This is a genomic window from Brucella haematophila (genome assembly GCF_005938105.1).
Lineage (GTDB): Bacteria > Pseudomonadota > Alphaproteobacteria > Rhizobiales > Rhizobiaceae > Brucella > Brucella haematophila.
Map to the genome: position 1 here is coordinate 438,631 of NZ_VCPE01000001.1, position 25,727 is coordinate 464,357.

A 25,727-nucleotide genomic window follows, 5' to 3' on the forward strand; every position below is an offset into this window, starting at 1 on the left:
GCCAATCACAAAAAGGCGGCGCAAGATCAAATGGCAGGGCGAGCCTTTGACATCAAATTTAAATTGAACGCCCGAACCACATTACTCGCCCTGCGACGTGCAGCTGTTCTGTTTCGCCTGCCGAGATTTCTTCGGCCGGATAACGCGGATTGTCACTAATCAGCTGTAAAGAGCCATTTAAACGCCCATGAACGCGCTTTACGAGCACCATGTCGCCATAGACGATCACGTAGATGGTATTGTCCCTAATGCGATTAACCGAAGTGTCAACCAACAAGACATCTCCGTCGCGAATCGTCTCCTCCATACTGTCCCCACGTGCCGTCAAAATCCGGGCAAATGCTGGATTGATGTTCCGGCTACGCAACCATGTAGACTGAAAAGCGAGGTACTCCAACGGGTCCTCGCCTATAGAAACGCGACCAGCGCCAGCTGAAGCCTGGACATCAAGGCGTGGGACCAGCGTAAACTCGGAATTCGCTTCTAAATCAGCAGCTTGTGTTCTCTGAGGAAGGCGCGGAGGCTCGTGCAAATTCATGCCGCCTTCGCCATTAATTAGCCAATCAAGTGCAACGCCCTTGGTTTTGGCAATTTGCGCCACCTTATCAATACCAGGCGTCGCACCAGCAAGATACTTGCGCATCAGGCTTTCGCCAATATCGACCTCGCGAGCGAACGCGTTGGCCGATTGATTCCCAATAAGCACTTTAAGGCGATCTGCAAAGGTGTCATTCACCAAAGTACGAACTCCGAAATTGGTTCGGACTTAGACTGCCAACGCCATTCTCCTGATAAGTCACTGTTTTTACACAATAATGCAACTTCAGGCACTAAAGTAATCGGCACATCAACTCCGAACTGGAATTGCGCCGTATAGGGCTTGACTATTGAGCACTATATTGCGAATATCCGTTACGACAACGTTTTAACACTGTTTGAACACCTACCCCCACGCCAACCGACCTCTTGCACAGGTCAGAAAACAGGGAGCAATCATGACCAACCCCAAAAAGTGGGACCGTGCAGCGATCAAAGAAGAGCTACTGCGTCAGAATAAAACCCTGACCGGTATAGCCCGCGATGCTGGCATGTATCCCGCCGCTTGCCGTCAAGGAATTATCGGAGCCAGTCGCCCTGGAGCAGAAGCGATAGCAACTGCACTTGGCGTCCCGTTCCGCGAGATGTTCCCAGACATGTTCACGCGCGGTCGTCATGACGGCTCGGATACTAGCAGCAAGAAGAATGGCAGCGGAAGGGCAAAACGTCCGCCGCTCGCTGACGATGCACAGACAGCCGCATAGGCGTTCCGTCAGCCATTCCGTTTCTTCCTGACAACTTACCGAGACTGAAAATGAAGACAGATATCATTTCCACCACGTTGATCGACATTCCGTCCGACTTCAAAAAGGTATCAGATGATGCTGCTCGTGCGATTGCCGACAGCTTCTTGCAGATCGGCCAACGGCAACCAATCGAAGTCATTTCCACCACCACTGACCGTTTTCAGCTTGTGTTCGGCGCGAAGCGCCTGGCAGCGGCCAAGCTCATCGAACGCGATGTGATGGTGATCATTCGTCAGCCAGACGAGTTCAAACACGAAGCTGAAACGCGGTTAGTCGGCATAGCAGAAAATTTCTACCGTCACAGTCTAACCGCGCTGGAACGCAGCGTAGATGTTGCCGATTGGTGCACGATCTGGCGCACCGCACATCCGGTAAAGCGTGGTCCCAAGGCCAAAGCCGAATTAAGTACCAACTTGGAACTTAATTCGAATGACACCGAATTGCTTGAAGTCAGCAGCGAGTTTTCGCTTAGCTTTTCTGAGGCAGCGCAGCGGTTCCTGACGATCAGCCGTAATGAAGTTTTCCGCTCATTCAAGATCGCTGGCATTCCCGCCGATCTTCGTGAGCGCATCTCGATCTTCCAGCCTCTCGCCAACAATCAGCAGGCATTGCTTCTCATTGCCGCTGAACCCTATGAGCGCGCGTCACGCATCGTCGAGTTGATCCTCGACGGAAAAGCCCAAACCGTCGCGGACGCTGTAACGATCATTGACGAATTGCCACCCATTAACGAACAGGCCGCTTGGGAGAAAATCGCCGATCGGTTTGCTCGCCTGAAGCCAGCAGAACAGATTTCGTTTTTCGTACTGCACGAAGCCGCGATCCTGCGTTGGGTGGCTGACCGGAAGGTCAAGCACTAATGAGCCGACGCCGCGACCCTCTCACCAAAGACCTTTTCGAGTGGAAGCCGCCGCAGGTGGCAATCCGCTACGAAGAAGGCGTGACCGGTCGCGGGTCACTCGACAGCCAGATTGCGCGTCTTATTGGCCGTGCTCTTCGTGATGCGAAGGACGAAGGCAAGGCTCGGACCGAAATAGCGGCAAAGATGTCTCACTATCTGGGCAGGCCGATCTCTGCGGCAATGCTCGATAAGTGGGCTTCTGAAGCCAGCGACGAACATCGCATACCACTCGATGCATTTATCGCTTTGGTTGATGCGACTGGCGCGCGCGAACTGCTCGGCTTTATTCCCAACATGTTCAACCTGACCGTCATTGAGGACGAATACGCCGACCTCATCGAAGACAGGCTTCTTGAAGATCACATCGAAGAATTACAAGCGCGACGGCAGATGCTGTCCGCGCAGCGAAAAAAGGCACGTCGATGAACGAGCTAACACGCGTTGCACCATTTGAAATTACCCGCCCGAAGGAATGGCTGACCGCTCGCGAGATCGCGGACGAAGCGCTTCCCGATTTGCCGGATAGTGAGCGCGGCATGCAAATCTATGCAGAACGGGAAGGTTGGACCAATAATCCTGGCTGCGTTCGCCGCCGTAAGGGCCGTGGTGGCGGCCTTGAGTACAATTACCGGCTTCTGCCTACTCTCGCTCAGGTGACCTACGTGCAGCGCTACATGGTTACTGGCCGTGTAGAGCCACTTGCACTTATACCCACGGCAAATAGCATTGTCCCGGTTTCCCTGACCGATCGTGCACAGCGTGAGCGCGATGCTCGCCTCGCGGTTATCGCGGCGTTTGAACTGTTCTTGAAGGGCCTTAATCTAAGCGTTCAAGGCGCATTGTTTATTTTCTGTGATCGCTACAATACCGGAATGATCCAGGTTGATCGGTGGGTCAAAGAAACCTTACCTAGCATTTCTCAGCGGTCAGTTTTCCGTTGGCGGTCCACCAAGGCCAAGGGTGCAAAAGATTCTCTCGGCGTTGATCGCTCGGAAGCTCGCAAGGGCAAGGGATTGTTGGAAACGGCCAACGGTGGCGAAGTCCGCGCCTTCATACTGGCTTGGATTGCTTCCAACCCGCACCTGTCTGCCGACATCATTCGCGGATATTGCGAGGATCATTTCGGTTCGTTTCTCGTTGATCGCCACGGTGTGATGACACCGTTGCCGCCGCTACGCACTTTTCAGCATTTCATTTCGGCACTTAAGGCCGACGAGAAGCTCGTACTCACCAAGATTACGGACCCGGACAAGTTCCGCTCGACCATGAAGCTGTCTGGCACCGGCACCTATCGCCATGTTGATGAACCGAACGCGCTCTGGATGATCGACGCTTCGCCGGTTGACGCCCTTTGCGTTGACGGTCGTCATTCGATGTATGCCTGCATCGACATCGCCACCCGTCGCCTTGTCATCACATTGTCGAAAACGCCTCGCGCATCTGCGGTGGCTCTTCTGATCCGCAAATCCACCCTAAAGTGGGGCGTAGCAACGATTATCAAAACGGATAACGGCTCCGATTTCGTTGCTATTGCCACCAAGCGGCTGTTTGACAATCTGGATATCACACCGGACATCTCCGACGCCTATACACCGGAACAAAAAGGCCATGTTGAGCGCGTCATCAAGACATTTCAGCACGAGGTATGCCCGCAGTTGCCGGGATATATCGGCCACTCAGTTGCTGATCGTAAGGCAATCGAAGGTCGGAAGAGCTTCGCGCAACGTCTCGGTGCCGACGAAAAGGAATTGTTTGAGGTCGATCTTACAGCGGCGCAACTTCAGCAGCACATTGATGACTGGTTAGAGTATCGATACCACGAGCGCGAACACGGTGGCCTTAAAAAGCGCACACCGAATGCGGTCGCGCAAGCATCGAACGCCGTCATTCGCCGCGTTGATGAACGCGCGCTCGACACGTTGCTCATGCCGGTTGCCGGGAAGAACGGCCTCCGCAAGATGACCAAGCAAGGCATCAAGGACAACGGCCTACACTATGTCGCCGGTTCCATCATGGTCGGCACGGAAGTGTTCTGCCGACGCGATCCGCTCGATATGGGCAAGATGTATGTTTTTGCAGCCGATGGCGGAATGTTCCTCGATGTTGCCCTATGCCCCGAGTTGGCGGGCGTCAATCCGCAGGATTACGTCAAGGCTCAGAAGGACATCGCCGCCGATATCGTTCGCCAGCGTGAACGCGAGATCAAGGCTGATATCCGCGAGCTGAAGAAAGGCCCATCCGGCATCGAGCGCACCATACGTCTCGCCAAGCGCAAGGTCGCTGAAAAGGCCGGGCAGACCGCCAATGTCATCCAGTTGCCAAAGCGGGAAGAGCAGCACACCACGCCTGCCATTGCAGCTGCACTTGATGCCGCCACCCTTCCGCAGATGGGTGTTCCAGTAAAGCCGCTGAACGAAAAGGCGGCGGAGCTGCACGAAGCCATCATACGTGAGGCCGAGGACCGCAAGGCATCCAAGGTTGTTCATCTCGACCCGGACGCGGGCCTGAGTGCCAACGCGCGCCGCTTCAAATGGGCCATGGACCTCGAAACCAAGATTGCCGCTGGCGTCCAACTGGATGACGACACTGCCGCGCAGCTCGTCCGTTTTCAGGCCACGGCCGCATACCGAACCATCAAAGACACAGCAAAGGATTTTGGACTGGAGCAAGCGCTGAAGATAGCTCGCTGAAAATAAAAAACCCCGTTGGAGCGGGGTTTCAAATTCAATTTCCAAGTCAATGAGGAAAAAATGACTGGTAAAGAACCGATTGTCAATGGCGGGGACACCGCACCGATCAAGAATGTGGCCGCATGCCTCAATCTGGTCAGGTCGCTTCAGAACCGCCATCCGCTTCAGCCAAACCTCGGCGTATTCGCCGGGTTTTCGGGCTACGGCAAGTCTGTCGCGGCGCTCTATGCCATGAACAAGACGGCTGCGGCCTATGTCGAGGTCTCCGACACCTGGACGAAAAAGAAGCTGCTCACTTCCATCCTGTCCGAACTTGGTCACCCGGACGCGAGAGGCACGTTGTCCGATCTGGAAGATGAGATCATCGGCATTCTGGCGCGCGATCCTAAGCGCCCGCTCATCATTGATGAATCCGACAAGCTTGTCGATCGCAACATGATTGAGCTGGTCCGCATGATAGCGAAGAAGAGCAACGTTCCGGTGTTGCTGATTGGCGAAGAGCTGTTTCCGAAGAAACTGGAGCGTGTCGATCGGTTCCGCGACCTCGTGCTGGAATGGGGATATGCGCAGCCATGCGATCTGGACGATACACGCACACTGGCTAAGACTTTCTGCCGCGCCGTTGCCATTGATGACGCGCTGCTGGATCAGGCACGTATGGAAGGCGATGGTCGTGTCCGCCGCATTTGCAACACTCTCCATTCCATCGCCAATGCCGCCGACGAACTCGGCCTGACGAAAATCAGCCTGGACGAGTATCAGAAGGGTGCAGGCTATTTTTGCACCGGCGCTGTTCCTTCGCGCAATCGGAGGGCCGCATGATGTCGATCGCACTCAAGCTCACCGTTGATAAGAACAAGTCGGCTATGCGCGGCATCGATCATTATTGGTCGGTGATGATGGACCACGAAATGCGCGGCATGACCTTCTCCGCGCCCGACATTATGGCATTTTCCAAGAATGCCCACCGTGACGACGTTTCAGACTTTCTTCGGCGATTGTTGAAGGCAGGCATCATCGAGCGTGTCGGCCAGAAGGAAACGCGGGCGATCATTTATCGCATCGTTGCCCGTCAGACGGCCACGCCAAAAGTCCGCCGTGATGGCACCGTCATCGAAAGTGTCTCAAAGCAGCGGGCCATGTGGAACTACATGCGCACCAATGCCGGTGCTCAGAGCTTCACCGCCCAAGACATCGTTGCGTGGTCATCGACCGACGATGTGCGCATCAACGTCGAGACAGCCAAATCATACATCGCAGTTCTGGCAAAGGCTGGCTACCTGATCGAGATGGTCAAAGGTACTCCAGGCAAGCTTGGCATATGGCGCTTGGCTCCGCACATGAACTCCGGCCCGTTGCCGCCGATGATCTTGCGCACGAAAGCTGTCTTTGATCAGAACCGGCATGAGATCGTCGGCCCCGTCGAGACGGAAGAGGTGCAACCATGATGGCTGCAAAGCTCTCCAACATCGACAAGGCGCGTGCAGCCTGGGGCGAAGCCATCCCGGAATGGATCGTGATCCTCGCCGAAGCCTGCGACCGTGACAGTCAATCCGCCATTGCCCGCAAAGTTGGCTATTCGGCTTCTGCCATTAGCCAGGTGCTATCGAACAGCTACCAGAATGGCGACATCAGCCGCGTAGAGGGTGCCGTACGCGGCGCTCTTCTCGCCGAAACCGTCAGTTGCCCGATCATGGGCGACATCCCCCACAACACATGCCTCCTGTGGCAGCGCAAGCCTTTTGCCGCCACCAACTCCAACCGCGTCCGCATGTATCAGGCTTGCCGGTCAGGATGCCGGTTCAGCCGCTTGAAGGAAGGATCGTAATCATGCTTTCCGAAAGTATCCGTGAAATGCGCAAACTGTTCCAGGAAGCCCTGCTGGAAGCTGGCGATTGCGTTCAGATTTCCAACCTCACGATGCAGAGCATCGTTGTTTCCCTGGTCGCCTACGAAGATGCGGCCAGCGGCATGGAACAGCAGCTCGGGCTGCAACCCATGTCGGTCCGACAGCGAAATTCAGGCAGCAGCATTCTGTCATTCCCACCTCAGCCAACCAAGCGCCCGAAGCTCGTCGTCATCCAGGGCGATGGCGGTGATGTGGCCTGATCATTCAATCCATCTTTAAGGAAGCTAAAATGACCGAAGTAATGACCACCGCTGCATTCGCAGGAAATTCAGATCAGGGCGTCACCATGGTTGGAGACAAGCCCTACATGGCCAACGCCAAGGGCGCACTGGTACCGCTCGAACTGGTGAAGCCCGCCGACAAGCTTCGTGACGAGACCGTCCGCAAGGTGATGGGTTACGCGAAGGACATCTCGGCGCAAATCAGCCGGTTCCGCAAGCACAGCATGACCGACCTCGACAGCCTGGATGAAGTTCTGGAGCAGGAATACAACGCCCGTCCAGGCGGCGTGAAGGGAAACCGGACCTATCAGACCATAGACGGTCTGATGATGGTCAAGGTCAGCATCAATGATTTCGAGGTCGCAGGCCCGGAATTGCAGGTTGCGAAAAGCCTCATTGATGAGTGCCTGAACGAATGGACGGACGGCGCACGCGCTGAAATCCGCGCCATCATCACTCGCGCATTCGATACGGACAAGGAAGGTAAAATCAACCTGAAGGAAATCAAGAAGCTGACCAAGCTCGATATTTCCGATCAGCGTTGGAAGGACGCCATGCGCGCCATCGAGGACGCCATCGACGTTCAGTATTCCAAACAGTACGTGCGCTTTTACAAACGCGCTTCGGTTCAGGATGACTGGATCGCTGTCACTGTCGATATCGCGAAGGCGTGAGGTAACGTGATGGAAAACTCAGCCCAATCCTATAATGCCGCTCTTCAAGCTGTAACGAAGGCTATCCGTAACGCCGGTTCCTCTTACACGGCGATGGCCGAAGCCGCGATTGCAGTTGCTGTACCGCTTCTGCAAACTCCGACCATTCAGCTGCCAGTTCATAGCTGGCAGCTATTTCAGAGTGCACCGAAGGATGGGACATGGTTTCTCGCCTATCGGCCTCAGTCGAATGGCGGCACATGGGATCGCATATGCATCGTTCGTTGGTCAGACGAGGAAACCGATTTCGTTTGGCCAGAAGGTATTTTCGATATCTATCTGGATGATCTCTCAGACAGGGATCAGCTTGGTTATTTGAAGCATGACACTTACTCAGCTGGCGGTAGTTTCACCCACTGGTGTCGACTTCCTGCTGCACCGGAGGTGTCGGCATGAACAAGCGCACCGGCCGTGCAGGTGAAGTGTCCGGCGTTCTGCTGTCGAACGTATGCGTCGTTTATAGCCCTGCGGGCACGGAGTTTCTGTCCGTGCCTGAAGGAGTAGACGGCCCAACTTTCTGCAAGTTGATGGTAGATCGCCGCGCCCACCCGTTCATTCCAATTCCGCCAGCTGAAAAACGCAGCCGCTCAAGCCGATGGCAGCACGCGATCCATTCTGGGCTTCGCGCTGTTGCTTCCGTTCTCTTCAGCCGAAAGGTCATATCCAAATGAGCAACCATCCCAACAGACTGTGGACCGATGAGCGCAAGCTCTCTGTTGCCACTTTGCTTCACGAAGGTCTCTCGGCCGGACAGATCGGTACTCGCCTAGGTGTGAGCCGCAATGCTGTTATCGGCATTATCCACCGCGACACGATGCTGAGCGAGATCGGCCTTGGTGGTGCCCGCCAGCCGAAGAAGGAGTCATCGCCCTATAAGCCCGGCCGCATGAAAACCGCTGCGCGTCGGTCTTCAGCTCGGCAGTCACAACCCGCGCCAGTAGTCGTTCCGGCAGTCGAGCCGGAGCCGGTTTTCGTTTGTGAGGAATTGCCCGCATTCGATCCGGCCATCGAGCCGCTTGGCTTACCATTGGCCGATATCTCGCTGCGCCAATGCCGGTTTGCTGTCAACAACGCAGCCAAAGGCGAACAGCATCTGTTTTGCGGCCACCCCGTGAAAACTGGTTCCAGCTTCTGCGAGCATCATCATCGCCGCGTCTTTGTGCGTACTTCGAAGGCAGGTGTGTAATGAAGCGCCCGATCACCAACTTCCCTGATGTTTTTGGTGTCTGCTTGCAGAAAGACTGTGTGATTTACACGCCTGATGGCCTCGAGTGGCATTCCATTCCGTCAGGTGCCGATAGAAAGGCCTTTCTCAAAGAACTGATCGACAATCGCGAGCGCCTTCTCAACGAGAAGAAGTTCAGTTTCAGGATCAAGCGATTCATTAGAGTGAGTATTTTTCAGGTCGTTTCTTATCTGATCAATCAAATCCGAAACGTCCTCCGGCGATGGTTTGGTGGCAAGCCAGCGCTCAAGAATGCCGCGATTGATTGCCAGATAAGCAAGAGTTGTGACGAGCAAACCTCGATCGATTTCGTGCACGATGAATTCCCCCTGACCGTTTCAGATCAGCAATTTCCATCTGAGTCGAAGAGGCGTGGCAAGGCAGGTGTAGCATGAGGACCACCGCCGCCATACACGTCGCGAAAAAGCAGCTCGGTCTAGATGATGACACCTATCGCGCCATCTGCATCCGCGTCACCGGCAAGCATTCGTCTGCGGCAATGACCGAAGGCGAACGCCTGAAGCTGATCGATGAATTTCGCCGTCAGGGTTTTAAGTCAGCTTCAAAGGGCGTTCGAAAGCGCCTTGAAGGCAAGTTCGCAGGCAAGCTTCAGGCGCTCTGGATTGCTGGATGGAACCTGGGCGTTTTTGAGAACCGATCCGACGAAGCACTGATTGCTTTCGTCCAACGACAGACTGGCGTCGATGATGTTCGTTTTGTGCACCACGCGGGTGATGCCCGCTCTGCCATTGAAGGGCTGAAAAAGTGGATCGAGCGCAAGGTGGGGCCGGTCTGGATGGAAACGGCTGATATGGAACCTTGGCGGCGCTCGGATGCTGCCAAGGTGGCGGCAGCTCAATGGAGCGTTCTATCTCAGCTTGGCAGATTGCCAGAGCCAGGTGGGCTTGAACGCTACGTCCGCAATCTGTGCGGCTTCGGGAATGAGGCGTTCCGTCTGACCGAAATGACGAGCCAAGACTGGCAGTCTGTCATGAATGAGCTTGGCAACGAGATCAGAAAGGCTGTGCAGTCGTAATGATCTCCAGCTGCCCTACTATAGGATTTAAAGCCATGCGTCAGCTATTGGCTGACGTGTTGGTGTCACTGTTTGACAAATCCAAGCTTGGCAGCTGTTTGGCGAGCGGTGGCGCAGTAGGCTACCTTTTCGGACGGCGTCATATCACCGACCCTACTTTTCTGCATTCGCGTCCATCGTGTGAGGGTTGCAGGAAAGCCTACATCCTCTGCAGGAACATTATCCGCGACATATTTTTCGATGGCCGCCGGTTCATAGGACATTCCACACGGCTCCTCAGCAGCGAGAATAGTACCGAAATTAATCGCCGTCAGCTCTGCATTGAACTCTTCGGCGTGAACGGTCGCGCTAAGTGCGATGAGTGCCAGTCCAGCGAGTACCAGTTTCATATCAACCCCCTGCGAATTTCCCCTAATAAAGCGCGGCTCCCGCACTTTGGCAATGGTGAGGGCATGATTATGGTTCAGCATTCAGCATCACTGGTTAACCTGCCTCTTTTTATCGCGCCGGAACAAGCCGAGATCAATCGCCTTCAGTCCGAGCGCGAAACCCTTCAACGCCGTATCAATCTGATGCGGCCGCATTCCCATAAACGTGTCGAGCTGGAAGCCCGTCTGCGGACTGTCACCGCGCGCCAGCTGGCTATATCGGCACAGATCGAGAGGCCGCAGTGAAGGAGGAAAACAACAGCCTCATTGCAGAACTGATCGACCTTCTTGGAGAAGAAGGATTGATCCGCCTTGCCGATGCACATGCAGGTATCCGACTTTATGTTCCTTCGCCGTCCAACGTTAGTCGGTCGCAGCTGGTTGATAGTCTCGGGTCTGATATTGTAACCAAGCTTTCCCGGCGTTATGGCGGTGACGGCTTCACGGTACCATTGATCCGCGATATGCGTGCGAGGCGGGATCGTGACCAGGGCTTGTCGAACGCGCAGATTGCACGTAGGTTGGGCATCCGTGAGGATGCCGTCGAAAAGATTTTCAACCGCTCTCCGGTCAAGTATCGTCCCAAGAAAAAGGACGATCGCCAGATAGAAATGTTCCCCTCCGAATAGTCCAGAAGTGCCGCCCGCCAGAGCGGGCGTGAACCCCATTATAGCCGCCGTGTAAAACTTTGTTCATGCCCATCATAGCGGGCCTGTTTCTTGAACACTGTTTCGCGGAGGGCGTGATGTGACCGATCTAGCATCTCAAATCAATCACACGGTTCTTGCCGCGCTTGCGCCCCGTGTCGCTGTTAGCAAGATTAAAAACCAGCAGTCGATTATTGCCTCTTTCGGCCCGTTGCTGCCCGACTTCCTGAAGCGCTTTCAGCTTACGACCGGACTGCGCATCGTTCATTTCCTCGCGCAGCTCGCTCACGAGAGCGACGGCTTTTGTGCGATCGAGGAATATGCCAGTGGTGCCGCCTACGAGGGCCGCGCCGATCTAGGCAATACACAGCCTGGAGACGGCAAGCGCTATAAGGGCCGCAGCCCGATCCAGTTGACCGGCCGCGCCAATTATCGAACCTTCACCAAATGGGTACGTGGGTACGTTCCCGACGCGCCGGATTTCGAAGCAAAGCCTGAATTAGTGGCCACTTGGCCGTGGGCTGCGTGGGCTGTCTTTTATTTCTGGTCAACTCGGAACCTCAACGATCTTGCCGATAAGGATGATTTGGTTGGAGTTACGAAGCGCATAAACGGCGGCACCAACGGCCTAGCAGATCGCGCAGCGTACCTTGCCAAGGCAAAGGATATTGTTGCCGAGCTTCAGGCCGACAACCTTTCCTCAAATCCGGGTGATATCGTTCTGCGGCGGGGAATGCGCGGCCTTGCTGTCGCGGACCTTCAGCGCGCGCTACGTAGTGCCGGTTTTTATCATCTATCGATCGACAGTATTTTCGGCCCTGGCACCGAGCAGGCGGTGATTGCATTCCAGCGCGATTATCGACTGGTGGCTGACGGGCTTGTCGGTGCAAAGACCTTCGCACAGCTGAAGCGTTTCATGCCGGAGGTTGCGGCATGAGCGAGCCGATCAAAGAACCGGGCTACCGCTCGACCCGCCGCTATCTCTGGGGCAGTTTCTATCTCGCCTGGGCGGTCATACTGATCCTCGTCGGCGCTGCCTCGATTGGCTCTGAACAGGCCGTGGCGATCGCGCCCATCGTCGTGCCATCGATGGTGGCATTGATCGTGGGCGTACTCGGCGTCCATCGCGGATTTGGTTCGGTCGATTTCCGGTCCCAGACGCTGGCGCAAAATCCTGATCCGCGCGGGGGCCGACCATGATCGCAGCTCTTACTGCATGGTTCGCCAAGTGGACATCGCAGATCATGATCGCCGCCGTTGTTCTTCTGGCGGCTTCGGTTTTGGCTTTCGGTGCTGTCCGCACCTTGCGCGATACGATCGGCGATGCGGTCGCCATCGCCGAGAAAGCACGCGATGCCCATTGGTCCGCGCAAATTGCCACGGCCAATGAAACGGCTGCAAAGAACATCATCGAGCAGATGAAAGCTGCGAACGCCTTGAACGAAAAGGCGCAAGCGGAAATCTCCCGCCTCAAGAACCAAGTTTCTCAATTGGAGGATGCCAATGCGGCACTTTCTGACACTCCTGGTAGTGGCATCGATGTCGATCGCTCACGGCTGCTCAACAACCAGTTCCTTGGAGGAAAAGCCAATCCTCCGTACTGAATTCATCAGGGGTCAAGTGCCGTCTGAAGCGCGCAAGCCATGCGACCCACCTGTCACCCTGCCTGATCGCGCGCTGTCAGCGAAAGAGCTAACGCCACTTTGGGGCAAGGATCGCGCCGCACTTGCCGTCTGCGAACAACGGCGCGGTGCAGCCATTGCTGCCATCGACGCGGTGCCCGTGCCAGCGGAGCGGCCGAAGTGATGGAAGCCGGCAACAGGGCACATGAGCTTGCCGATCTGCGCGCCGAGCAAGAGCGGGACGCGGGAATCGCTGCCGCGTCAGCTGCATTGATTGGAGACGGATCAGACATTTGCGTCCGCTGCGGCGAAGAGATCGAACCGGAGCGGCTTGCAGCTCTGCCATCGGCGCGTCGGTGTGTGGATTGTCAGAGCAAACTTGAACGCGAGCAGTCCAGGGGGCGTCGTTAATGCTGGAGAATATCTCACTCGCCCAGATCGGGCAGCTCATCAATTTCTTGCTGGCGGCTGCGGCCTTCCTTGGAGTGGTCAGCGGTTACATCGGCAAGGGCGCGAAGGAGATATCCGCCAGGGTTTCGGATCACGAGCATCGCCTGTCAAAGGTCGAGAATGATCTGTCGCACATGCCGAATACCGAAACCGTCCATCAGCTCCAGCTCGCGATCACGGAGATCAAAGGCCAGATGGGAATTATGGCGAAGTCATCGGAGGCAACCGAACGGACGACGCGCCGTGTTGAAGAATTTTTGATGCAGAAAGGACGTTAGGAATGACGGCGGGTTACAAGGATTTTGTCGATCAGAATGTACGCCTCATCATCCTGAAGGCGCTCGCGATGGAGACGAATGCCAGTCTGAACGACAGCCTGCTTGAACGCGAGCTGGAGGTGTTCGGCTACAAACGCACCCGCGAATATCTGCGCAATCAGATGCGCTGGCTCGAATCCGAAGCTGGCGCTGTTCGTATCAGTGCCGCAGGCACAGCCCTCATCGCCACGTTGACCAGGACCGGCCGCGATCATGTTGAGCGCCGTCTCGTCCTCGAAGGCATCCAGCGACCGGGCGATGTGGAGTAACATACCATGGCAAACGACAGGCGCGGCCGTTCCCGGCTCGACAGCATGGAATTGTTGCCTGAAGAAGCCCAGGACGATGTTGTCTGGGCAATCAGTCAGCTCAACGAACGCCGCCGCAGTCAGGCGGATATTCTTTTTGAGCTGAATGATCGTCTGGAGGTCAAGGGCATTGGCCCGATATCGAAGTCGGCTTTTAATCGTAAATCCACTCGTCTTCGTCGTCGAACCGATCAACTGGAAGAGCGCCGTTACATCTATGCTGGTATCGCCGAGAAGCTAACGCCTGAAGAAATCGGTCGGTCCGATATAGTTCTCGGTGAGTTCCTCAAAACGCTCATCGATGAGCTGCTCGACGGCGATGGTCTTAATTCTAAAAACGCCATGGAACTGGCGCGCGCGTATAAGGAAACCGTGGTTGCGCAACGCCATTCTGCTGAGCATCGCCGCAAGGCCGAACAGGAAGCCAGTGCCAAACTGGCGAAGGCGGTCGGTGACGCGACGGACGCTGTCGAGAAAGCAGGTCGCAAGGTGGATGGCGAAGAAATCCTGCGCATGATCCGTGAAGCTTATGGGACATCCTGATGACACAACCTTTGCTTTACGGTTATCAGCGCCGCTGGCTCACAGATAAAAGCCGTTTCAAAATTGGCAAATTTGCCCGCCAAACCGGCAAGACGTTCACCACAACACTTGAATGCGTTGATGACAGTTTTGAGCATGCGATCAAGAGCCAGCGTACACGGTGGGTGATATTGAGCCGTGGTGAACGTCAAGCCCGTGAAGCCATGTTGGAAGGAATATACCCTCACGCCAAGGCTTACGGCATGGCGTTCGACGCCAACGAGTTTGATTGGCAGGGTGATACCGGCAGCTACAAGGCGCTGGAAGTGACATTGCCGCATGGCACCCGCATCACGGCTCTTCCAGCAAATCCCGACACGGCGCGCGGCTTCTCTGCCAACGTATTCTTGGATGAGTTCGCTTTTCACAAAGACAGTAACGCGATCTGGAAAGCGCTCTTTCCGGTAATCTCGGCCAACTGGAAGCTGCGCGTCACATCGACACCGAATGGCAAGAGCGGGAAATTCTTCGAACTGGACACTGCCAACGACGATACCTGGTCACGTCATGTTGTCGATATCTATCAGGCGGTCAAAGACGGTTTGCCACGCAACATTGAGGAACTGCGTGCCGGTATTGCCGACGAAGATGCCTGGGCACAGGAATATGAGCTGCAATATCTCGATGAGGCAAGCGCCTGGCTGTCCTACGAACTGATCTCATCGGTCGAAGACGATGATGCAGGAAGCCCCCAAGGCTATCAGGGCAACGCTTGCTATGTCGGGCGCGATATCGGCCGACGCAACGACCTTCATGTGATCTGGGTATGGGAAGAGATCGGCGATGTCTTGTGGTGTCGCGAGATCATCGAGCAAAAGCGCGCCACCTTTGCCGACATGGATGCCGCTTTTGATGATGTGATGATGCGCTACCGTGTGGCGCGGGCCTGCATCGACCAGACCGGCATGGGCGAAAAGGTGGTCGAGGACGCACAGCGCCGCTACGGTCGTCGTGTCGAGGGCGTCCTGTTTAGTACCGGCAGCAAGCTGATCATGGCAAACGGCGGCAAAGAGCGTTTCGAAGACCGGACCGTCCGCATACCGATGGGCGATGTTCCGCTTCGCTCCGATCTGCACAAACTGCGCAAGGTCACATCGCCAACCGGCGCGCCGCGATTTGTTGCCGAGAGAGACGACGATCACGCCGACAGGACCTGGGCTGCTTTCCTTGGCATCCATGCCGCCAGTACACCGCATATGGAATACGGCTACGAAACACGCCGCAATGTGCCGTCCGATGGCCGCAGCCGATCAGATGATCGTGAGCGTTCGATTAATCCACAATTGAGAGGTTCGCTCTGATGGCACAGTTGGTCGATCAGTATGGCAATCCGCTGAAGCGGCAGGAAGTCACCAGACCCTATGCGGGGCCGACAACCGGCGGCGTTCGTCCCGTCATATCCGGTCATCCGGCCGAGGGGCTTAACCCGCGTCGTCTTTCCGCCATTCATCGCGCAGCTGCTGAAGGTGATCCGCTCTCCTATCTGGAGCTTGCCGAGGACATCGAGGAGCGCGACCTTCATTATTTCGGGGTGATGTCCACACGCAAGCGATCCGTGGCGCAGCTCCCGATTACCGTGAAGTCTGCCAGTGACGCGGCCGATCACAAGAAACACGCCGAGTTCGTCCAGTCGTGGATCAATGATGATGTGCTGCGGGCATGCCTTTTCGATATGCTCGACGCGATCGGCAAAGGATTCTCCGTCATGGAGATCGATTGGCAAACCCGGCTTAGCCGGTGGGAGCCGCGCGAGATTACATATCGGCCGCAGCGGTGGTTTACCTTTGCCCGTGCCGATGGTGAAACAGTCGTGCTTCGCGATGATCCGACTGAAGAACCGTTGCCAGCAAACAAATTTATCATTCATCGCCACCCATCAAAGTCGGGCCTGACGATCCGTTCGGGTATCGCCCGTGTGGCATCGTGGGCATGGATGTACAAGAGTTTCACGCTCAAGGACTGGGCGATCTTTGTGCAGAACTTCGGCATGCCGATCCGTATCGGCCGTTACGAAGGTGATGCCAAGGAAGAGGACAAGGACGTCCTCTGGCGCGCGGTGACACAGATCGCGGGCGATATGGCCGCGATCATGCCCGACAGCATGAAGATCGAGTTTCAGGAAGTGGCCGCAAAGGGCACTTCAATCGACCTTTACGAACGTCGCGCCGACTGGATGGACCGGCAGATATCAAAGGCTGTCCTTGGCCAGACCACAACGACCGACGCTGTTTCCGGTGGTCATGCCGTCGCCCAGGAACATCGCCTCGTCCAGGAGGATATCGAACGTTCCGACGCCATGATGATCACGGCCACCATCATTCGCCAGCTTATTCCGAATCTGGTTGCGATGAACTTCGGGCCGCAGGATCATTATCCGATCGTGCGGGTTGGTCGTCCTGATGAGGTGATGCTGAAGGAGTTCTCGGAAGCCTTCGACAAATTTGCCAAGCACGGGCTGACGGCCGGAGCGTCATACATTCGCGAACGTCTTGGTGTCCCGGCACCGCAGGAGGGTGAAGAACTGATCGGTGGTCGCCAGCCATCGGCAACGGATCGTCTTTTTGATGCCGAGGGCCGCGCACCGGAACTCAATTCAATTCGCAAGATGCTCAACGCTCGCGAACAGCAATCCCCAACCGAAGGCATCATTGGCAAGCTGACCGACCGACTCCAGGATGATGCTGCCGGAGCACTAGGTGGCCTTGCTGAAGAAATCCGTAAGGTACTCATGTCAGCGGAAACAATAGCCGATGCGGCTGACCAGCTCGCCCGGATGAAGCTCTCACCAGATGAGTTGTCACAGGCCATGGCGCGCGGAATGGCCCTGTCACATCTCGCCGGACAGGCCGCTTTGATCGATGACATTGTCGGTCGAAAATAACGCCCCACAGGCGCGCGTTCGCTTCCAATGTGAAGTGTGCCCGCAAAAATTAGAAAACGCGCGCCAGTGGCCTTCAATTCGCCTTCAATTTTGATGCTTCCGGAGCCTCGGACATGACGGATACGATTTCAGCACTCGATCTGCCCTTTGATGAGGCCATCCGCTTTTTCCGTGGCAAGGCCAACGTCAAGACGCAAGTCTGGACCGATGTTTATGCAGCGGCCCATTCACGGGCTTTTATGGTCGCCGGAGCCGCCACGGATGCGCTGCTCCATGACTTCCGTCGCGAGATCCAAAGGGCGCTTGAAGAAGGCACAACAATCGAAGAGTTCCGCCAGGCGTTTGATGGCATCGTTGAAAAGCACGGCTGGGACTATCGCGGCAAGCGGAACTGGCGCACTCGCATAATCTTCGACACCAATCTGCGGACCGCCTATGCTGCCGGTCGCTATGCCAAACTCACCGAGCCAGAAACGCTCGAAGCCTTTCCCTACTGGCAATATAACCATTCCGGTTCGCTTCATCCGCGCAAGGAACATTTGTCCTGGGACGGTATGGTGCTTCGTGCCGACGACACTTTCTGGCGCACGAACTATCCGCCGAACGGCTGGCGCTGCGGTTGTTTCGTGACGCCGGTTTCTGATGGTGGCCTGCGCCGTCAGGGAAAATCCGCTCCCGACCATTCCCCCGATCTGGTGTTTCGCGCCGAGGAAGTGGGCGGGCGCACCGTCCGTGTTCCCCAGGGCGTCGATCCGGGCTTTGAATATAATCCCGGCATGAGCTGGCTTGATGGAGAGGCGCAATGAGCGGTGTTTCCATCAATGTCCAGATCGAGGACAAGGCCGTCCATCAAGCCTTCACCCGGCTGATTACCGCAATGGGCGACACAACCCCGATCATGAGCGCAATTGGCACCGGCCTGGTCGGGTCGACACATCGTAGGTTCGTTTCGCAGAAATCACCGGATGGCGTGGCCTGGAAGGCTCTGAACTCCGAATACAAGAAAACCAAGCGCAATAGCCGTATCCTGACGGAAAGCGGGCGTCTGCGCGATAGCATCAATCATCGCGCAGGCCGTGACCAGGTGACGGTTGGAACCAACACGATTTATGCCGCCGTTCACCAGCTCGGCGCGACCATCAAGCCGAAAAGTGCTTCACATCTTGTTTTTCGTCTGGCATCTGGCATTCTGCTGGCAAAGTCGGTTACGATAGAAGCCCGTCCATTCCTCGGCATTTCCGACGATGACCAGGTCATGATCTCCGAGACGGTTTTCAGCGCACTTCAACGCCGTATTTAAAGCCCTTTCATGGGTGCCCGCCGTCGCGGGCATGATAAGCTTTTGCCGAACGTGGTTTTCTCACGTTCATGAAAAAGCGTCTGACCTCCCTTATGATGAACCTTCCGACCGTCGATGACGTGTCGGTAACCGCTGTGCCGGAATGGGTGCACCTGATGCCTGCTGGCACCTTCAGCGGCGCAGACGGTCGCGGCCCGTACATTGCCGGTGATCTCCAGCAGATCGTCGCACAGTTCCGCAATTCCGGCCGCAAGCTACCACTCGATATCAATCATTCCACAGACAAGCTCGGCACGCAGGGATTTGAAAGCCCTGCGGTTGGCTGGATCGTGGACATGGAAGCTCGCGAGGACGGCATCTGGGGCAAGGTCGAATGGAACGCTCGCGGCAAGAGCGCCATCGGCGACCGCGAATATGGCTACCTGTCGCCAGCGCTCTTCGTGACCGAAGGCAAGCCGCACCGCGTCATTGAGATCGGCCGGGCTTCGCTCACCAACGATCCGAACCTCAAGCTCAACTCCCTTCATACAGCCAACCTAACCGGAGAACCGGACATGGAAGAAGAACTGCGGAAGGCGCTTGGCCTTCCAGAAGACGCCGACGCGGCTGCGATCCTCGCCGCCGTTGCGGAGAAAACCTTGCATTCGGCAACGCTTGCCAAGGTCGTAGAAACAGCTGGCGTCAACATTGATGCCTCTGGCGAACAGATCGTCACCTCGTTGCAGTCCCGCCAGTCGGGCGACGATGCCGAGAAGGTCGAGCTGCGTAAGACCGTCACCGAGCTTCAGTCGAAGGTTACCATCCTGACCAACGACACTGCGCGCAAGACGGCAGAAGCCGTCATTAATCGCGCTGTTGAAGAGGGCAAGGTGGTCCCTACGCTCCGCGAGCATTTCATCAGCCGCCATATGAAGAATGCCCAGGAAGTCGAGGACGAGATCAAGCTTCTCCCTTCGCTGCATTCGACCACGCTTCGCGGCTACACCCCAAAGGAAGGCGGCGATCCAGCGCTTACTCCAGAAGATCGCCACCTTTGCGAACTGATGGGGCTTGATCAGGCCGAGTTCGCCAAAACCAAGAAGTCCCAGAAGGAGATGTTCTGATGGTTGCTACTCGCGATCTCGAAATCCCGAGCCGCGACGGTACCCGGTTCGGCTATCCGGTTAAGGCGGGTATCCGCTTTTTCGGTCGGGCGATCGTCGCCGTCACCGCCGCCGGTCTGGCGGTTCCGGCAGCCCATGCCGACGCGGTTGCGATCGTCGGGCTGGCGGAATTCCATGTCGACAACCGCGATGGTGTTGATGGCGATCAGACCGTTACCGCCATCCGCGACACACGCGGTTTCGAATTTGTGGCCGCTTTCGCCGACATCGGCAAGCCGGTCTACGCCACCGATGATGCAACTCTCACGCTCGACGCTACGGGCGGCAAGCTGAAGGTCGGCACCATTGCCGGTCTCGGCGATGACCGCACGTGGGTTTCTGTCGGCGCATAAGGAAAAACTACCCATGGATATCACTCCATCCACAATGCGCGGCCTCTACACGGCCCTTTCGACAGCGTTCAATACCCAGCTTGGTTCCACGACGACGCATTATCAGACCGTCGCCATGACCGTTCCATCGACCACAGCGGCCAATGAATATCCGCGCATGGACGATCTGCCGGGTATTCGTGAGTGGGTCGGCGACCGTGTCGTGCACGATTTGTCGATGCAGACCTACACGATCCGCAACAAGGAATTTGAAGGCACGATCGGCGTTCGCATCAGTCAGGTCGAGGACGATCAGCTGGGTTTCCTGTCCTCGACAGCGTCACAGCTCGGCCAGAACGCCGCACAGTTCCCCGACCAGCTGGTGTTCCCGCTTCTGAAAAAGGGCGAAACCACCAAGTGCTATGACGGTCAGAACTTCTTCGACACCGACCATCCCGGTTACGATGAGGACGGCAAGGAAACGTCGGTCTCCAACTTCGCTGCCGGTTCGTCTCCGGCCTGGTATCTGGTCGATGACAGTCAGGTCATCAAGCCGATCATCTATCAGAGCCGCAAGAGCTTCCAGCTTATCCGCAAGGATCAGGCGACCGACGATACCGTCTTCTTCGGTGGCAAGGCGGTCTATGGCGTCGATGGTCGTTGCAATGCCGGTTATGGCCTCTGGCAGCTGATCTACAAGTCCAAGCTGCCGCTTAACGGAGAGAACTACGCTGCCGCCCGCGCCGCGATGACCTCCATCCGCAAACGCAACGGCGAAGTGATCTCCATCAATCCGCGCAAGTTGCTCGTGCCGTCCACGCTGGAGGGTGCCGCCCGCAAGCTGCTGCTCAACGAGCTGATCAATGGCGAGAGCAACGAATGGAAGGGCACAGCCGAGCCGGTTGTTATCCCGCTGCTGGCCTGATGTAGCGCGCTTCAAGAGTTCCGCCCGCACCGACTGCGGGCGGTGCATACCGGACTACCCTGTCACTGCACTTGAACCCGGAGTTTTACCATGAGGAAAGTGGGTATTCTTTTCAGCAGCATGTTTGCGATGATGGCCATCCTGGCCTTCACGTCGATTGCCCCGGCATCGGCTGTTGATATTCCCGCCTATGAGAAAATCCTCTCCAATCCTGTCGATTTCTATCTTGGCAACCACGAAGCGCTTGTGCCCGTCACGGCACTGGTGGCGACCGTCAGTCAGGACATGCGCCTTGAACCTGCATCAGGTCTGGCCATGGTCGCGATGTTACGACCGGCAGATGTTTCCATCCTTTCCAAGTCGAAAACCATGGATATGCGCCTGCCGCTTCCAGTTCCCCGAACGCTCATCGAATAGCCGATCGAGAAGAACTGAAAAGCACTCCCGCCATAACGGGCGGGAGGGTTTCTCAAAAGGGTCTCAAGACCCCTTTGAAAAGCCCTGAAACAACGGAGCAAGAACATGGCAAAAGCTGCAAAGCCAACCGACGACACCAAGAAAGTGCCTGCCGCCGAGCCGGTTGGTGGCCCACTGCCGAACAACCCGGACAGCACCGGCCAGAACAGCGGTGCCGTCCAGCGCGATGCCTCGACCACCAATACCCGCCCGGCGACTGCGACCAATGACGGGACCGGCAATCCGGTCGGTCCCGTCAACGATACGACGGCGGCGGGTTCCGAGATCGAAATCGATGCGATTGTCGCAGCATCCGTCCAGGCCGCGAAAGAAGCGGGCTTTGATTTCATCGCAGCTGCTGTCGAAGCCTATGTCGCCAAGCACGGCAAGTTTGGATGCAACGGCATACGCATCACAGCAAAGGTCGAAGGCATCCGCCGTGGCGGTCGTCGCCACAATGGCACGAGTGAATATCCGACCGACATGTTTGAGCCGATCCAGCTCAACCAGATTTTGGGCGATCCCGATCTGGTCACTGAACTGATCGAACTCGAAGACTAATAACGGGCCGCCGCTGAAACAGGCCATGACCCGGAAGCCGTCGCGGCAGGCGGCTTCCACCTTAAACCGGAGAACGGCACTTGTACGCCACAGTCGCAAATATGGTCGAGCGTTTCGGCAACACGGAAATGGTTCGGCTTTCCATGCCGGAAGACCGTGAAGCCGAAACTCTTGATCCGGCCAAGATCGAAGTTGCCCTGGCAGACGCCACGGCGCTGATCGACGGCTATCTGCGCGGCCGTTACAAGGTGCCACTCGCAGAGGTGCCGAAGGATATCGTGCGCGCTGCATGTGTGCTCGCCCGTTACGATCTGGCAAAAGGCGAGCGTACCGAGCCGACCGAACAGATGCGCCTTGAACGCAAGGAAGTCATTACCTGGCTGGAAAACATCGCCAAGGGCCTGATCTCCATCGAAGCGGCATCCGCTGGTAATTTTGGGAAGTCGAACGGCCCACGCTTTTCCGGCCGTCCCGCCATATTCACCGATGAATCCATGAAGGGCTGGTGAGATGGCTGAACCTGAACTCACCAAAGCGCCGATCCGGGTCATGGAAGCCGCCATTCTCGCACGGTTGCGCCTCGCATTCCCGGAAAAGAAATTCCAGATCGCCCGCGTTCCAGCCGTTCTGACCGTCAAGGAATTTGAGCGCATCGTTCGTCTGAAGCCATTCATCGGTCTCGCATGGATGGGCCTTCAGCCCGATCGCGACCATGGGCGCTTGCTGTCGGGCGTAGCCAACTGGCGGCTTGTCCTGGTCGTGAAGGCGTCGAGCAATCTTGATGCCCGGTTCAAGGGCGACAAGTTCGATATCGGCCTTGATGCCATGATCGACGTATCGAGCGTCCTTTTGAGCGGCTGCACACTGCCGGACATTGGCACCTGCACGGTTACACGCGCCGAAGCCATCTATGCCGATGGCTGGGCCGATGATGCCACTGTTCTTGCGCAGGTCGATTTCGACGTGCGTTTCACGTCACCGCTTTCCGCCTTCCAGATCAAGACGCTCGATGACCTCAAGTCGCTCGGCATCACCTGGATCACGAACGGCGAAGAAGAACCTGTCATTTCCGACACCATCAACACCGAGGAAAGCCATGCTTGAGAAAAAGCTGAAGCTCGCGCCCGGCCGCAACGTGCCCATGGAAGATGGCCGTGACTGGCCAAAGGACGGCGCGATGGTTCCTGTCACTCACTATATCCGCCGCCGCCTGAAGGATGGCGATCTGATCGAGATCGGAGCGAAGGCCGTAGCTTCCGCGCCTGCCGTGACGGAACCGGAAACCAACACTGAAGAGACGGCCAGCAAGGCCAAAACCGGAGGTAAATAAGAATGGCCGACTTCACCTTTGACGAAATCCCTTCCGATTGGCGTTCTCCTGGTACGTTCCTTGAGATCAAGCCGAACTACCGCAATCTGGGCATCTTCGATTATCCGGTGCAAAACCTGATCATCGGCCTGAAGCTCGCCACCGGCACTTTGCAGCCTGGAACCATCACCGAAGTGGTGCGTGGCACCGAAGGTCAGGCGCTGTTCGGTCTTGGCTCGATCGGTGCCGAACAGGTTGCTGCCTTCCGCAAGGCCAACACCACGCAGGCATTGTTCGTGATGGCGGTTGCCGACGACGCGGATGCGGTCAAGGCAACAGGCTCCTTTACCTTTGCCGGTGCTGTTTCGGCCTCGGTTGTGCTGCGCTTCAAGGTTGCCGGTCAGCAGGTCCGATTCACTGCCAAGTCTACGGACACTATCGCGCAACTTGCAGCAGCTCTTGCCGCAGCCGTCAATGACAATGCCAGTCTGCCAGTCACGGCCGCAGCTGCGGCGGGTGTTGTCACCGTCACCAGTCGTCACGGCGGCGAAGTCGGAAACGATATCGATCTGCGCGTTGATGTCGAAGCGCAGCCACTGCCGTCCGGCCTGACGGTCGCAATCGCGCCAATGTCTGGCGGTTCGGGCAATCCCGATTTGACCGACGCGCTCGATGTGATTGCCAACACCTGGTACACGGCTATCCAGCATCCCTTCAGCGACCCGACCAATATGGGCATCTTCGCTGACTTCCTGACAGGTCGTTTCACCGCCATGTCCAAGCTCGATGCGCATGGCTATGTCGGCAAGAGCGGTACGTTTGCCGAGCTTGGTGCCTGGGGACAGTTGACCAATTGCCCGTTCCTGACGGCCGTGGGTCTGAATGGGTCGCCAACCAGCTCGTGGGTGCTGTCGGCCGCAGTGATGGGCCTTGCAAGCTTCCATCTGGCAAACGATCCTGCCCGCCAGCTCCGGTCGCTCACGGTTCCAGGTGCAGACGCACCGGGTGCCGTCGATCAGTTCATCGATACCGAACGCGACCTGTTGCTCCGCCGTGGCGTTTCGACCTTCGAATGCCTGTCGGATGGCTCGGTCACGATCTCGCGCCTAATCACCACCTATCGGAAATCCAATCTCAATGTGGATGATGAAGCGTGGCTCGACATCATGGTACCCGCCACGCTCTCGCGCATTCGTTACGACTGGCAGTCCTATGTTTCGCTGCTCTATCCGCGCGCCAAGCTGGCTGACGACGAGGAAGGCGCAGCGTTTGCCACCAATATGTCCGACGACGCTACCGGCAATGCGGTGGTCACGCCACGTCGTATGCATGCCTCCTGGGCAGGCCGGTGCCGCGCCTACGCTGATCTCGTCTGGATCGAGAGCGTCGAGGACACCATCAAACAGAGCGTGTTCCAACGCTCCTCCAGCGACAAGAACCGCCTCGAAAGCCGCCAGCAGATCAGGATGGTGGGCAATTTGATGGTTCTGGCCGGTTCGCTGGAATTTCAGGTCTAAGAGCAAGGATAGGATCACATGGCACAGGTACTTGGCATTGTGGACATCATCTGGCGGGGACAAAACATCCCCGTCGAAAAGGGCGCGAAAATCCGCCCAGGCGGCATCAAGAACAATGCCGTCACCTATGGTCGTAAGACCGCCCGCGCGCAGGAGGTCCAGGGATCGGAAGTCACCGCGACCACCAACCTCGAAAAGGATCAGCGATGGGGCAATCTCTGGGATGCTGGCGAAGGCGAATTGCAGGTTGTCTGTGACACTGGCCAGACCTTCGTCATCGCAGACGCTTTCCTCGTTGACGATATCCCGGAGATCACGGGCGGCGAAGGCGGCAAGATCGAACTGAAATGGGCGGGCAGCGCCGCTGAAGAGGTGGTTTAATGGCTAAGAATATTGTTGATCTCGACCTTACCGATGAAAACGACACCGTCAGGGATACCGCAGTGGACGAAAACGCTCCGGTCACGCTTCCGGGATCGGATGCTGATGTCGTTGAAGGTGTCGATGCGAATAGCGGTCTGCCTGAAAATGCTGTCCAGAACCTTGATGGCAGCGTTACGCTGACGCTTCTCTATCCGCAGTCTCTGACGATCAAGGGCACGGATAGCACTCGCACTGAAAGCTATACCACGCTCACGTTCCATCGTCTGAATGGTGCCGATCAGCGAGCCATCGCCTCGGCATCTGATGCGATGCTGAACGTTGTCGCCTTCGCTCGCTCGACGCGGATGCGCGAAGCGATCATGAACAAGCTGTTCGACAAGCTCGATGCAGCCGACATCAACGCGGCCGCCCAGGTGCTTTCATCTTTTTTGAACAGTGGCCGGAAGACTGGCAAGTAGTTCTCGGCGGTCTCGCCGAGTGCTCCGGGTTCACTGCCGCTGAAATCGAAATGATGGACGCGGCAACCGC

At 56.7% G+C, this 25,727-nt stretch carries 40 protein-coding genes; 37 read left to right on the forward strand and 3 right to left on the reverse strand.

Annotated features, from left to right (window positions below; translation table 11 throughout):
- Positions 1–58: 58 nt before the first annotated feature.
- The gene (locus FGI60_RS26470) at positions 59–736 is read right to left on the reverse strand and encodes a LexA family transcriptional regulator (RefSeq protein ID WP_235889722.1); all 678 of its coding nucleotides are present in this window, start codon (positions 734–736) and stop codon (positions 59–61) included.
- A 259-nt stretch (positions 737–995) separates the two neighbouring features.
- Between FGI60_RS26470 and FGI60_RS01990 the strand changes: the two genes are divergently transcribed.
- From FGI60_RS01990 to FGI60_RS02040, 11 genes are all read left to right on the forward strand, one after another.
- Complete coding sequence (locus FGI60_RS01990; protein WP_138783691.1) at positions 996–1,301, forward strand: helix-turn-helix domain-containing protein; 306 nt, start codon at positions 996–998, stop codon at positions 1,299–1,301.
- 50 nt (positions 1,302–1,351) lie between these two features.
- A complete protein-coding gene (locus FGI60_RS01995) occupies positions 1,352–2,203 on the forward strand; it encodes a ParB N-terminal domain-containing protein (protein WP_138783692.1) in 852 nt (283 codons plus the stop codon).
- Positions 2,203–2,670 carry a hypothetical protein gene (locus tag FGI60_RS02000; protein WP_171058674.1) on the forward strand — a complete coding sequence of 156 codons (468 nt, stop codon included), beginning with the start codon at positions 2,203–2,205 and terminating at the stop codon, positions 2,668–2,670. Before FGI60_RS01995 ends, FGI60_RS02000 begins: the two co-directional genes overlap by 1 nt.
- Positions 2,667–4,934, forward strand: a complete 2,268-nt coding sequence (locus FGI60_RS02005; protein WP_138783693.1) for a Mu transposase C-terminal domain-containing protein — start codon at positions 2,667–2,669, stop codon at positions 4,932–4,934. Before FGI60_RS02000 ends, FGI60_RS02005 begins: the two co-directional genes overlap by 4 nt.
- A gap of 60 nt (positions 4,935–4,994) precedes the next feature.
- The gene (locus tag FGI60_RS02010; RefSeq protein ID WP_138783694.1) at positions 4,995–5,756 is read left to right on the forward strand and encodes an AAA family ATPase; all 762 of its coding nucleotides are present in this window, start codon (positions 4,995–4,997) and stop codon (positions 5,754–5,756) included.
- Positions 5,753–6,382: a hypothetical protein gene (locus FGI60_RS02015; protein ID WP_138783695.1), complete on the forward strand. Its 630-nt coding sequence runs from the start codon at positions 5,753–5,755 to the stop codon at positions 6,380–6,382. The genes FGI60_RS02010 and FGI60_RS02015 overlap by 4 nt, the downstream gene beginning before the upstream one ends.
- Positions 6,379–6,762, forward strand: coding sequence for a transcriptional regulator (locus FGI60_RS02020; protein ID WP_210238405.1), 384 nt, complete (start codon positions 6,379–6,381; stop codon positions 6,760–6,762). Before FGI60_RS02015 ends, FGI60_RS02020 begins: the two co-directional genes overlap by 4 nt.
- A 2-nt stretch (positions 6,763–6,764) precedes the next feature.
- Complete coding sequence (locus FGI60_RS02025; protein ID WP_138783696.1) at positions 6,765–7,043, forward strand: hypothetical protein; 279 nt, start codon at positions 6,765–6,767, stop codon at positions 7,041–7,043.
- A gap of 29 nt (positions 7,044–7,072) precedes the next feature.
- Positions 7,073–7,738, forward strand: a complete 666-nt coding sequence (locus FGI60_RS02030) for a DUF3164 family protein (protein WP_235889710.1) — start codon at positions 7,073–7,075, stop codon at positions 7,736–7,738.
- Between the two features lie 9 nt (positions 7,739–7,747).
- Positions 7,748–8,173: a hypothetical protein gene (locus FGI60_RS02035; RefSeq protein ID WP_138783697.1), complete on the forward strand. Its 426-nt coding sequence runs from the start codon at positions 7,748–7,750 to the stop codon at positions 8,171–8,173.
- A gap of 271 nt (positions 8,174–8,444) precedes the next feature.
- Positions 8,445–8,963 (forward strand): GcrA family cell cycle regulator, encoded by a 519-nt coding sequence (locus tag FGI60_RS02040; RefSeq protein WP_171058675.1) that lies wholly within the window; start codon positions 8,445–8,447, stop codon positions 8,961–8,963.
- A gap of 101 nt (positions 8,964–9,064) precedes the next feature.
- Here the strand turns inward: FGI60_RS02040 and FGI60_RS26200 are convergent, their stop codons facing one another.
- Positions 9,065–9,319 (reverse strand): hypothetical protein, encoded by a 255-nt coding sequence (locus FGI60_RS26200; protein ID WP_171058676.1) that lies wholly within the window; start codon positions 9,317–9,319, stop codon positions 9,065–9,067.
- Positions 9,320–9,393: 74 nt separating this feature from the next.
- On the opposite strand from FGI60_RS26200, the gene FGI60_RS02050 reads away from it, so the two are divergent.
- Positions 9,394–10,038, forward strand: a complete 645-nt coding sequence (locus FGI60_RS02050; protein ID WP_138783700.1) for a gp16 family protein — start codon at positions 9,394–9,396, stop codon at positions 10,036–10,038.
- A 65-nt stretch (positions 10,039–10,103) separates the two neighbouring features.
- Here FGI60_RS02050 and FGI60_RS02055 read toward each other — a convergent pair whose 3' ends face one another.
- Positions 10,104–10,427: a hypothetical protein gene (locus FGI60_RS02055; protein WP_138783701.1), complete on the reverse strand. Its 324-nt coding sequence runs from the start codon at positions 10,425–10,427 to the stop codon at positions 10,104–10,106.
- A gap of 69 nt (positions 10,428–10,496) precedes the next feature.
- Here FGI60_RS02055 and FGI60_RS02060 point away from each other — a divergent pair, with 69 nt between their 5' ends.
- The 25 genes from FGI60_RS02060 to FGI60_RS02180 all read left to right on the forward strand — a co-directional run bounded on the left by FGI60_RS02060 (position 10,497) and on the right by FGI60_RS02180 (position 25,657).
- Entirely contained in the window at positions 10,497–10,712 is a 216-nt protein-coding gene (locus tag FGI60_RS02060) for a hypothetical protein (RefSeq protein WP_138783702.1), read from the forward strand.
- Complete coding sequence (locus FGI60_RS02065) at positions 10,709–11,095, forward strand: hypothetical protein (RefSeq protein WP_235889711.1); 387 nt, start codon at positions 10,709–10,711, stop codon at positions 11,093–11,095. The genes FGI60_RS02060 and FGI60_RS02065 overlap by 4 nt, the downstream gene beginning before the upstream one ends.
- A 118-nt stretch (positions 11,096–11,213) precedes the next feature.
- On the forward strand, positions 11,214–12,050 hold the full coding sequence (locus FGI60_RS02070) for a peptidoglycan-binding protein (protein ID WP_210238406.1): 837 nt from the start codon (positions 11,214–11,216) through the stop codon (positions 12,048–12,050).
- Positions 12,047–12,313, forward strand: a complete 267-nt coding sequence (locus FGI60_RS02075; RefSeq protein ID WP_138783704.1) for an NAD(P)+ transhydrogenase beta chain — start codon at positions 12,047–12,049, stop codon at positions 12,311–12,313. Before FGI60_RS02070 ends, FGI60_RS02075 begins: the two co-directional genes overlap by 4 nt.
- Positions 12,314–12,357: 44 nt before the next feature.
- On the forward strand, positions 12,358–12,717 hold the full coding sequence (locus FGI60_RS02080; protein ID WP_138783705.1) for a hypothetical protein: 360 nt from the start codon (positions 12,358–12,360) through the stop codon (positions 12,715–12,717).
- 16 nt (positions 12,718–12,733) lie between these two features.
- A complete protein-coding gene (locus tag FGI60_RS02085) occupies positions 12,734–12,919 on the forward strand; it encodes a hypothetical protein (RefSeq protein WP_235819048.1) in 186 nt (61 codons plus the stop codon).
- Positions 12,919–13,146, forward strand: a complete 228-nt coding sequence (locus tag FGI60_RS02090; RefSeq protein ID WP_138783707.1) for a TraR/DksA C4-type zinc finger protein — start codon at positions 12,919–12,921, stop codon at positions 13,144–13,146. Before FGI60_RS02085 ends, FGI60_RS02090 begins: the two co-directional genes overlap by 1 nt.
- Positions 13,146–13,463, forward strand: a complete 318-nt coding sequence (locus FGI60_RS02095; protein ID WP_138783708.1) for a DUF2730 family protein — start codon at positions 13,146–13,148, stop codon at positions 13,461–13,463. Before FGI60_RS02090 ends, FGI60_RS02095 begins: the two co-directional genes overlap by 1 nt.
- Positions 13,464–13,465: 2 nt before the next feature.
- The gene (locus FGI60_RS02100) at positions 13,466–13,771 is read left to right on the forward strand and encodes a VpaChn25_0724 family phage protein (protein ID WP_138783709.1); all 306 of its coding nucleotides are present in this window, start codon (positions 13,466–13,468) and stop codon (positions 13,769–13,771) included.
- 6 nt (positions 13,772–13,777) lie between these two features.
- Positions 13,778–14,353 carry a phage protein Gp27 family protein gene (locus FGI60_RS02105; protein ID WP_138783710.1) on the forward strand — a complete coding sequence of 192 codons (576 nt, stop codon included), beginning with the start codon at positions 13,778–13,780 and terminating at the stop codon, positions 14,351–14,353.
- Positions 14,353–15,693 carry a terminase large subunit domain-containing protein gene (locus tag FGI60_RS02110; RefSeq protein WP_138783711.1) on the forward strand — a complete coding sequence of 447 codons (1,341 nt, stop codon included), beginning with the start codon at positions 14,353–14,355 and terminating at the stop codon, positions 15,691–15,693. Before FGI60_RS02105 ends, FGI60_RS02110 begins: the two co-directional genes overlap by 1 nt.
- Positions 15,693–17,273, forward strand: a complete 1,581-nt coding sequence (locus tag FGI60_RS02115) for a DUF935 domain-containing protein (protein WP_138783712.1) — start codon at positions 15,693–15,695, stop codon at positions 17,271–17,273. The genes FGI60_RS02110 and FGI60_RS02115 overlap by 1 nt, the downstream gene beginning before the upstream one ends.
- 113 nt (positions 17,274–17,386) lie before the next feature.
- Positions 17,387–18,079, forward strand: a complete 693-nt coding sequence (locus tag FGI60_RS02120) for a phage head morphogenesis protein (protein ID WP_138783713.1) — start codon at positions 17,387–17,389, stop codon at positions 18,077–18,079.
- A complete protein-coding gene (locus FGI60_RS02125; RefSeq protein ID WP_138783714.1) occupies positions 18,076–18,573 on the forward strand; it encodes a phage virion morphogenesis protein in 498 nt (165 codons plus the stop codon). Before FGI60_RS02120 ends, FGI60_RS02125 begins: the two co-directional genes overlap by 4 nt.
- A 68-nt stretch (positions 18,574–18,641) precedes the next feature.
- Positions 18,642–19,676, forward strand: a complete 1,035-nt coding sequence (locus tag FGI60_RS02130) for a phage protease (RefSeq protein WP_138783715.1) — start codon at positions 18,642–18,644, stop codon at positions 19,674–19,676.
- Complete coding sequence (locus FGI60_RS02135) at positions 19,676–20,068, forward strand: hypothetical protein (protein WP_138783716.1); 393 nt, start codon at positions 19,676–19,678, stop codon at positions 20,066–20,068. Before FGI60_RS02130 ends, FGI60_RS02135 begins: the two co-directional genes overlap by 1 nt.
- 13 nt (positions 20,069–20,081) lie before the next feature.
- Entirely contained in the window at positions 20,082–20,972 is an 891-nt protein-coding gene (locus tag FGI60_RS02140) for a Mu-like prophage major head subunit gpT family protein (RefSeq protein WP_138783717.1), read from the forward strand.
- A 90-nt stretch (positions 20,973–21,062) separates the two neighbouring features.
- Complete coding sequence (locus tag FGI60_RS02145) at positions 21,063–21,389, forward strand: hypothetical protein (RefSeq protein WP_138783718.1); 327 nt, start codon at positions 21,063–21,065, stop codon at positions 21,387–21,389.
- A 105-nt stretch (positions 21,390–21,494) separates the two neighbouring features.
- Entirely contained in the window at positions 21,495–21,989 is a 495-nt protein-coding gene (locus tag FGI60_RS02150; RefSeq protein ID WP_138783719.1) for a hypothetical protein, read from the forward strand.
- Between the two features lie 80 nt (positions 21,990–22,069).
- Positions 22,070–22,498, forward strand: coding sequence for a gp436 family protein (locus FGI60_RS02155; RefSeq protein WP_138783720.1), 429 nt, complete (start codon positions 22,070–22,072; stop codon positions 22,496–22,498).
- Between the two features lies 1 nt (position 22,499).
- A complete protein-coding gene (locus FGI60_RS02160; RefSeq protein WP_138783721.1) occupies positions 22,500–23,093 on the forward strand; it encodes a hypothetical protein in 594 nt (197 codons plus the stop codon).
- A complete protein-coding gene (locus FGI60_RS02165; RefSeq protein WP_138783722.1) occupies positions 23,086–23,319 on the forward strand; it encodes a DUF2635 domain-containing protein in 234 nt (77 codons plus the stop codon). The genes FGI60_RS02160 and FGI60_RS02165 overlap by 8 nt, the downstream gene beginning before the upstream one ends.
- Before the next feature lie 2 nt (positions 23,320–23,321).
- On the forward strand, positions 23,322–24,815 hold the full coding sequence (locus FGI60_RS02170) for a phage tail protein (protein WP_138783723.1): 1,494 nt from the start codon (positions 23,322–23,324) through the stop codon (positions 24,813–24,815).
- 18 nt (positions 24,816–24,833) lie between these two features.
- The gene (locus FGI60_RS02175) at positions 24,834–25,196 is read left to right on the forward strand and encodes a phage tail tube protein (protein ID WP_138783724.1); all 363 of its coding nucleotides are present in this window, start codon (positions 24,834–24,836) and stop codon (positions 25,194–25,196) included.
- Positions 25,196–25,657: a phage tail assembly protein gene (locus FGI60_RS02180; protein ID WP_138783725.1), complete on the forward strand. Its 462-nt coding sequence runs from the start codon at positions 25,196–25,198 to the stop codon at positions 25,655–25,657. Before FGI60_RS02175 ends, FGI60_RS02180 begins: the two co-directional genes overlap by 1 nt.
- Positions 25,658–25,727: the final 70 nt, after the last annotated feature.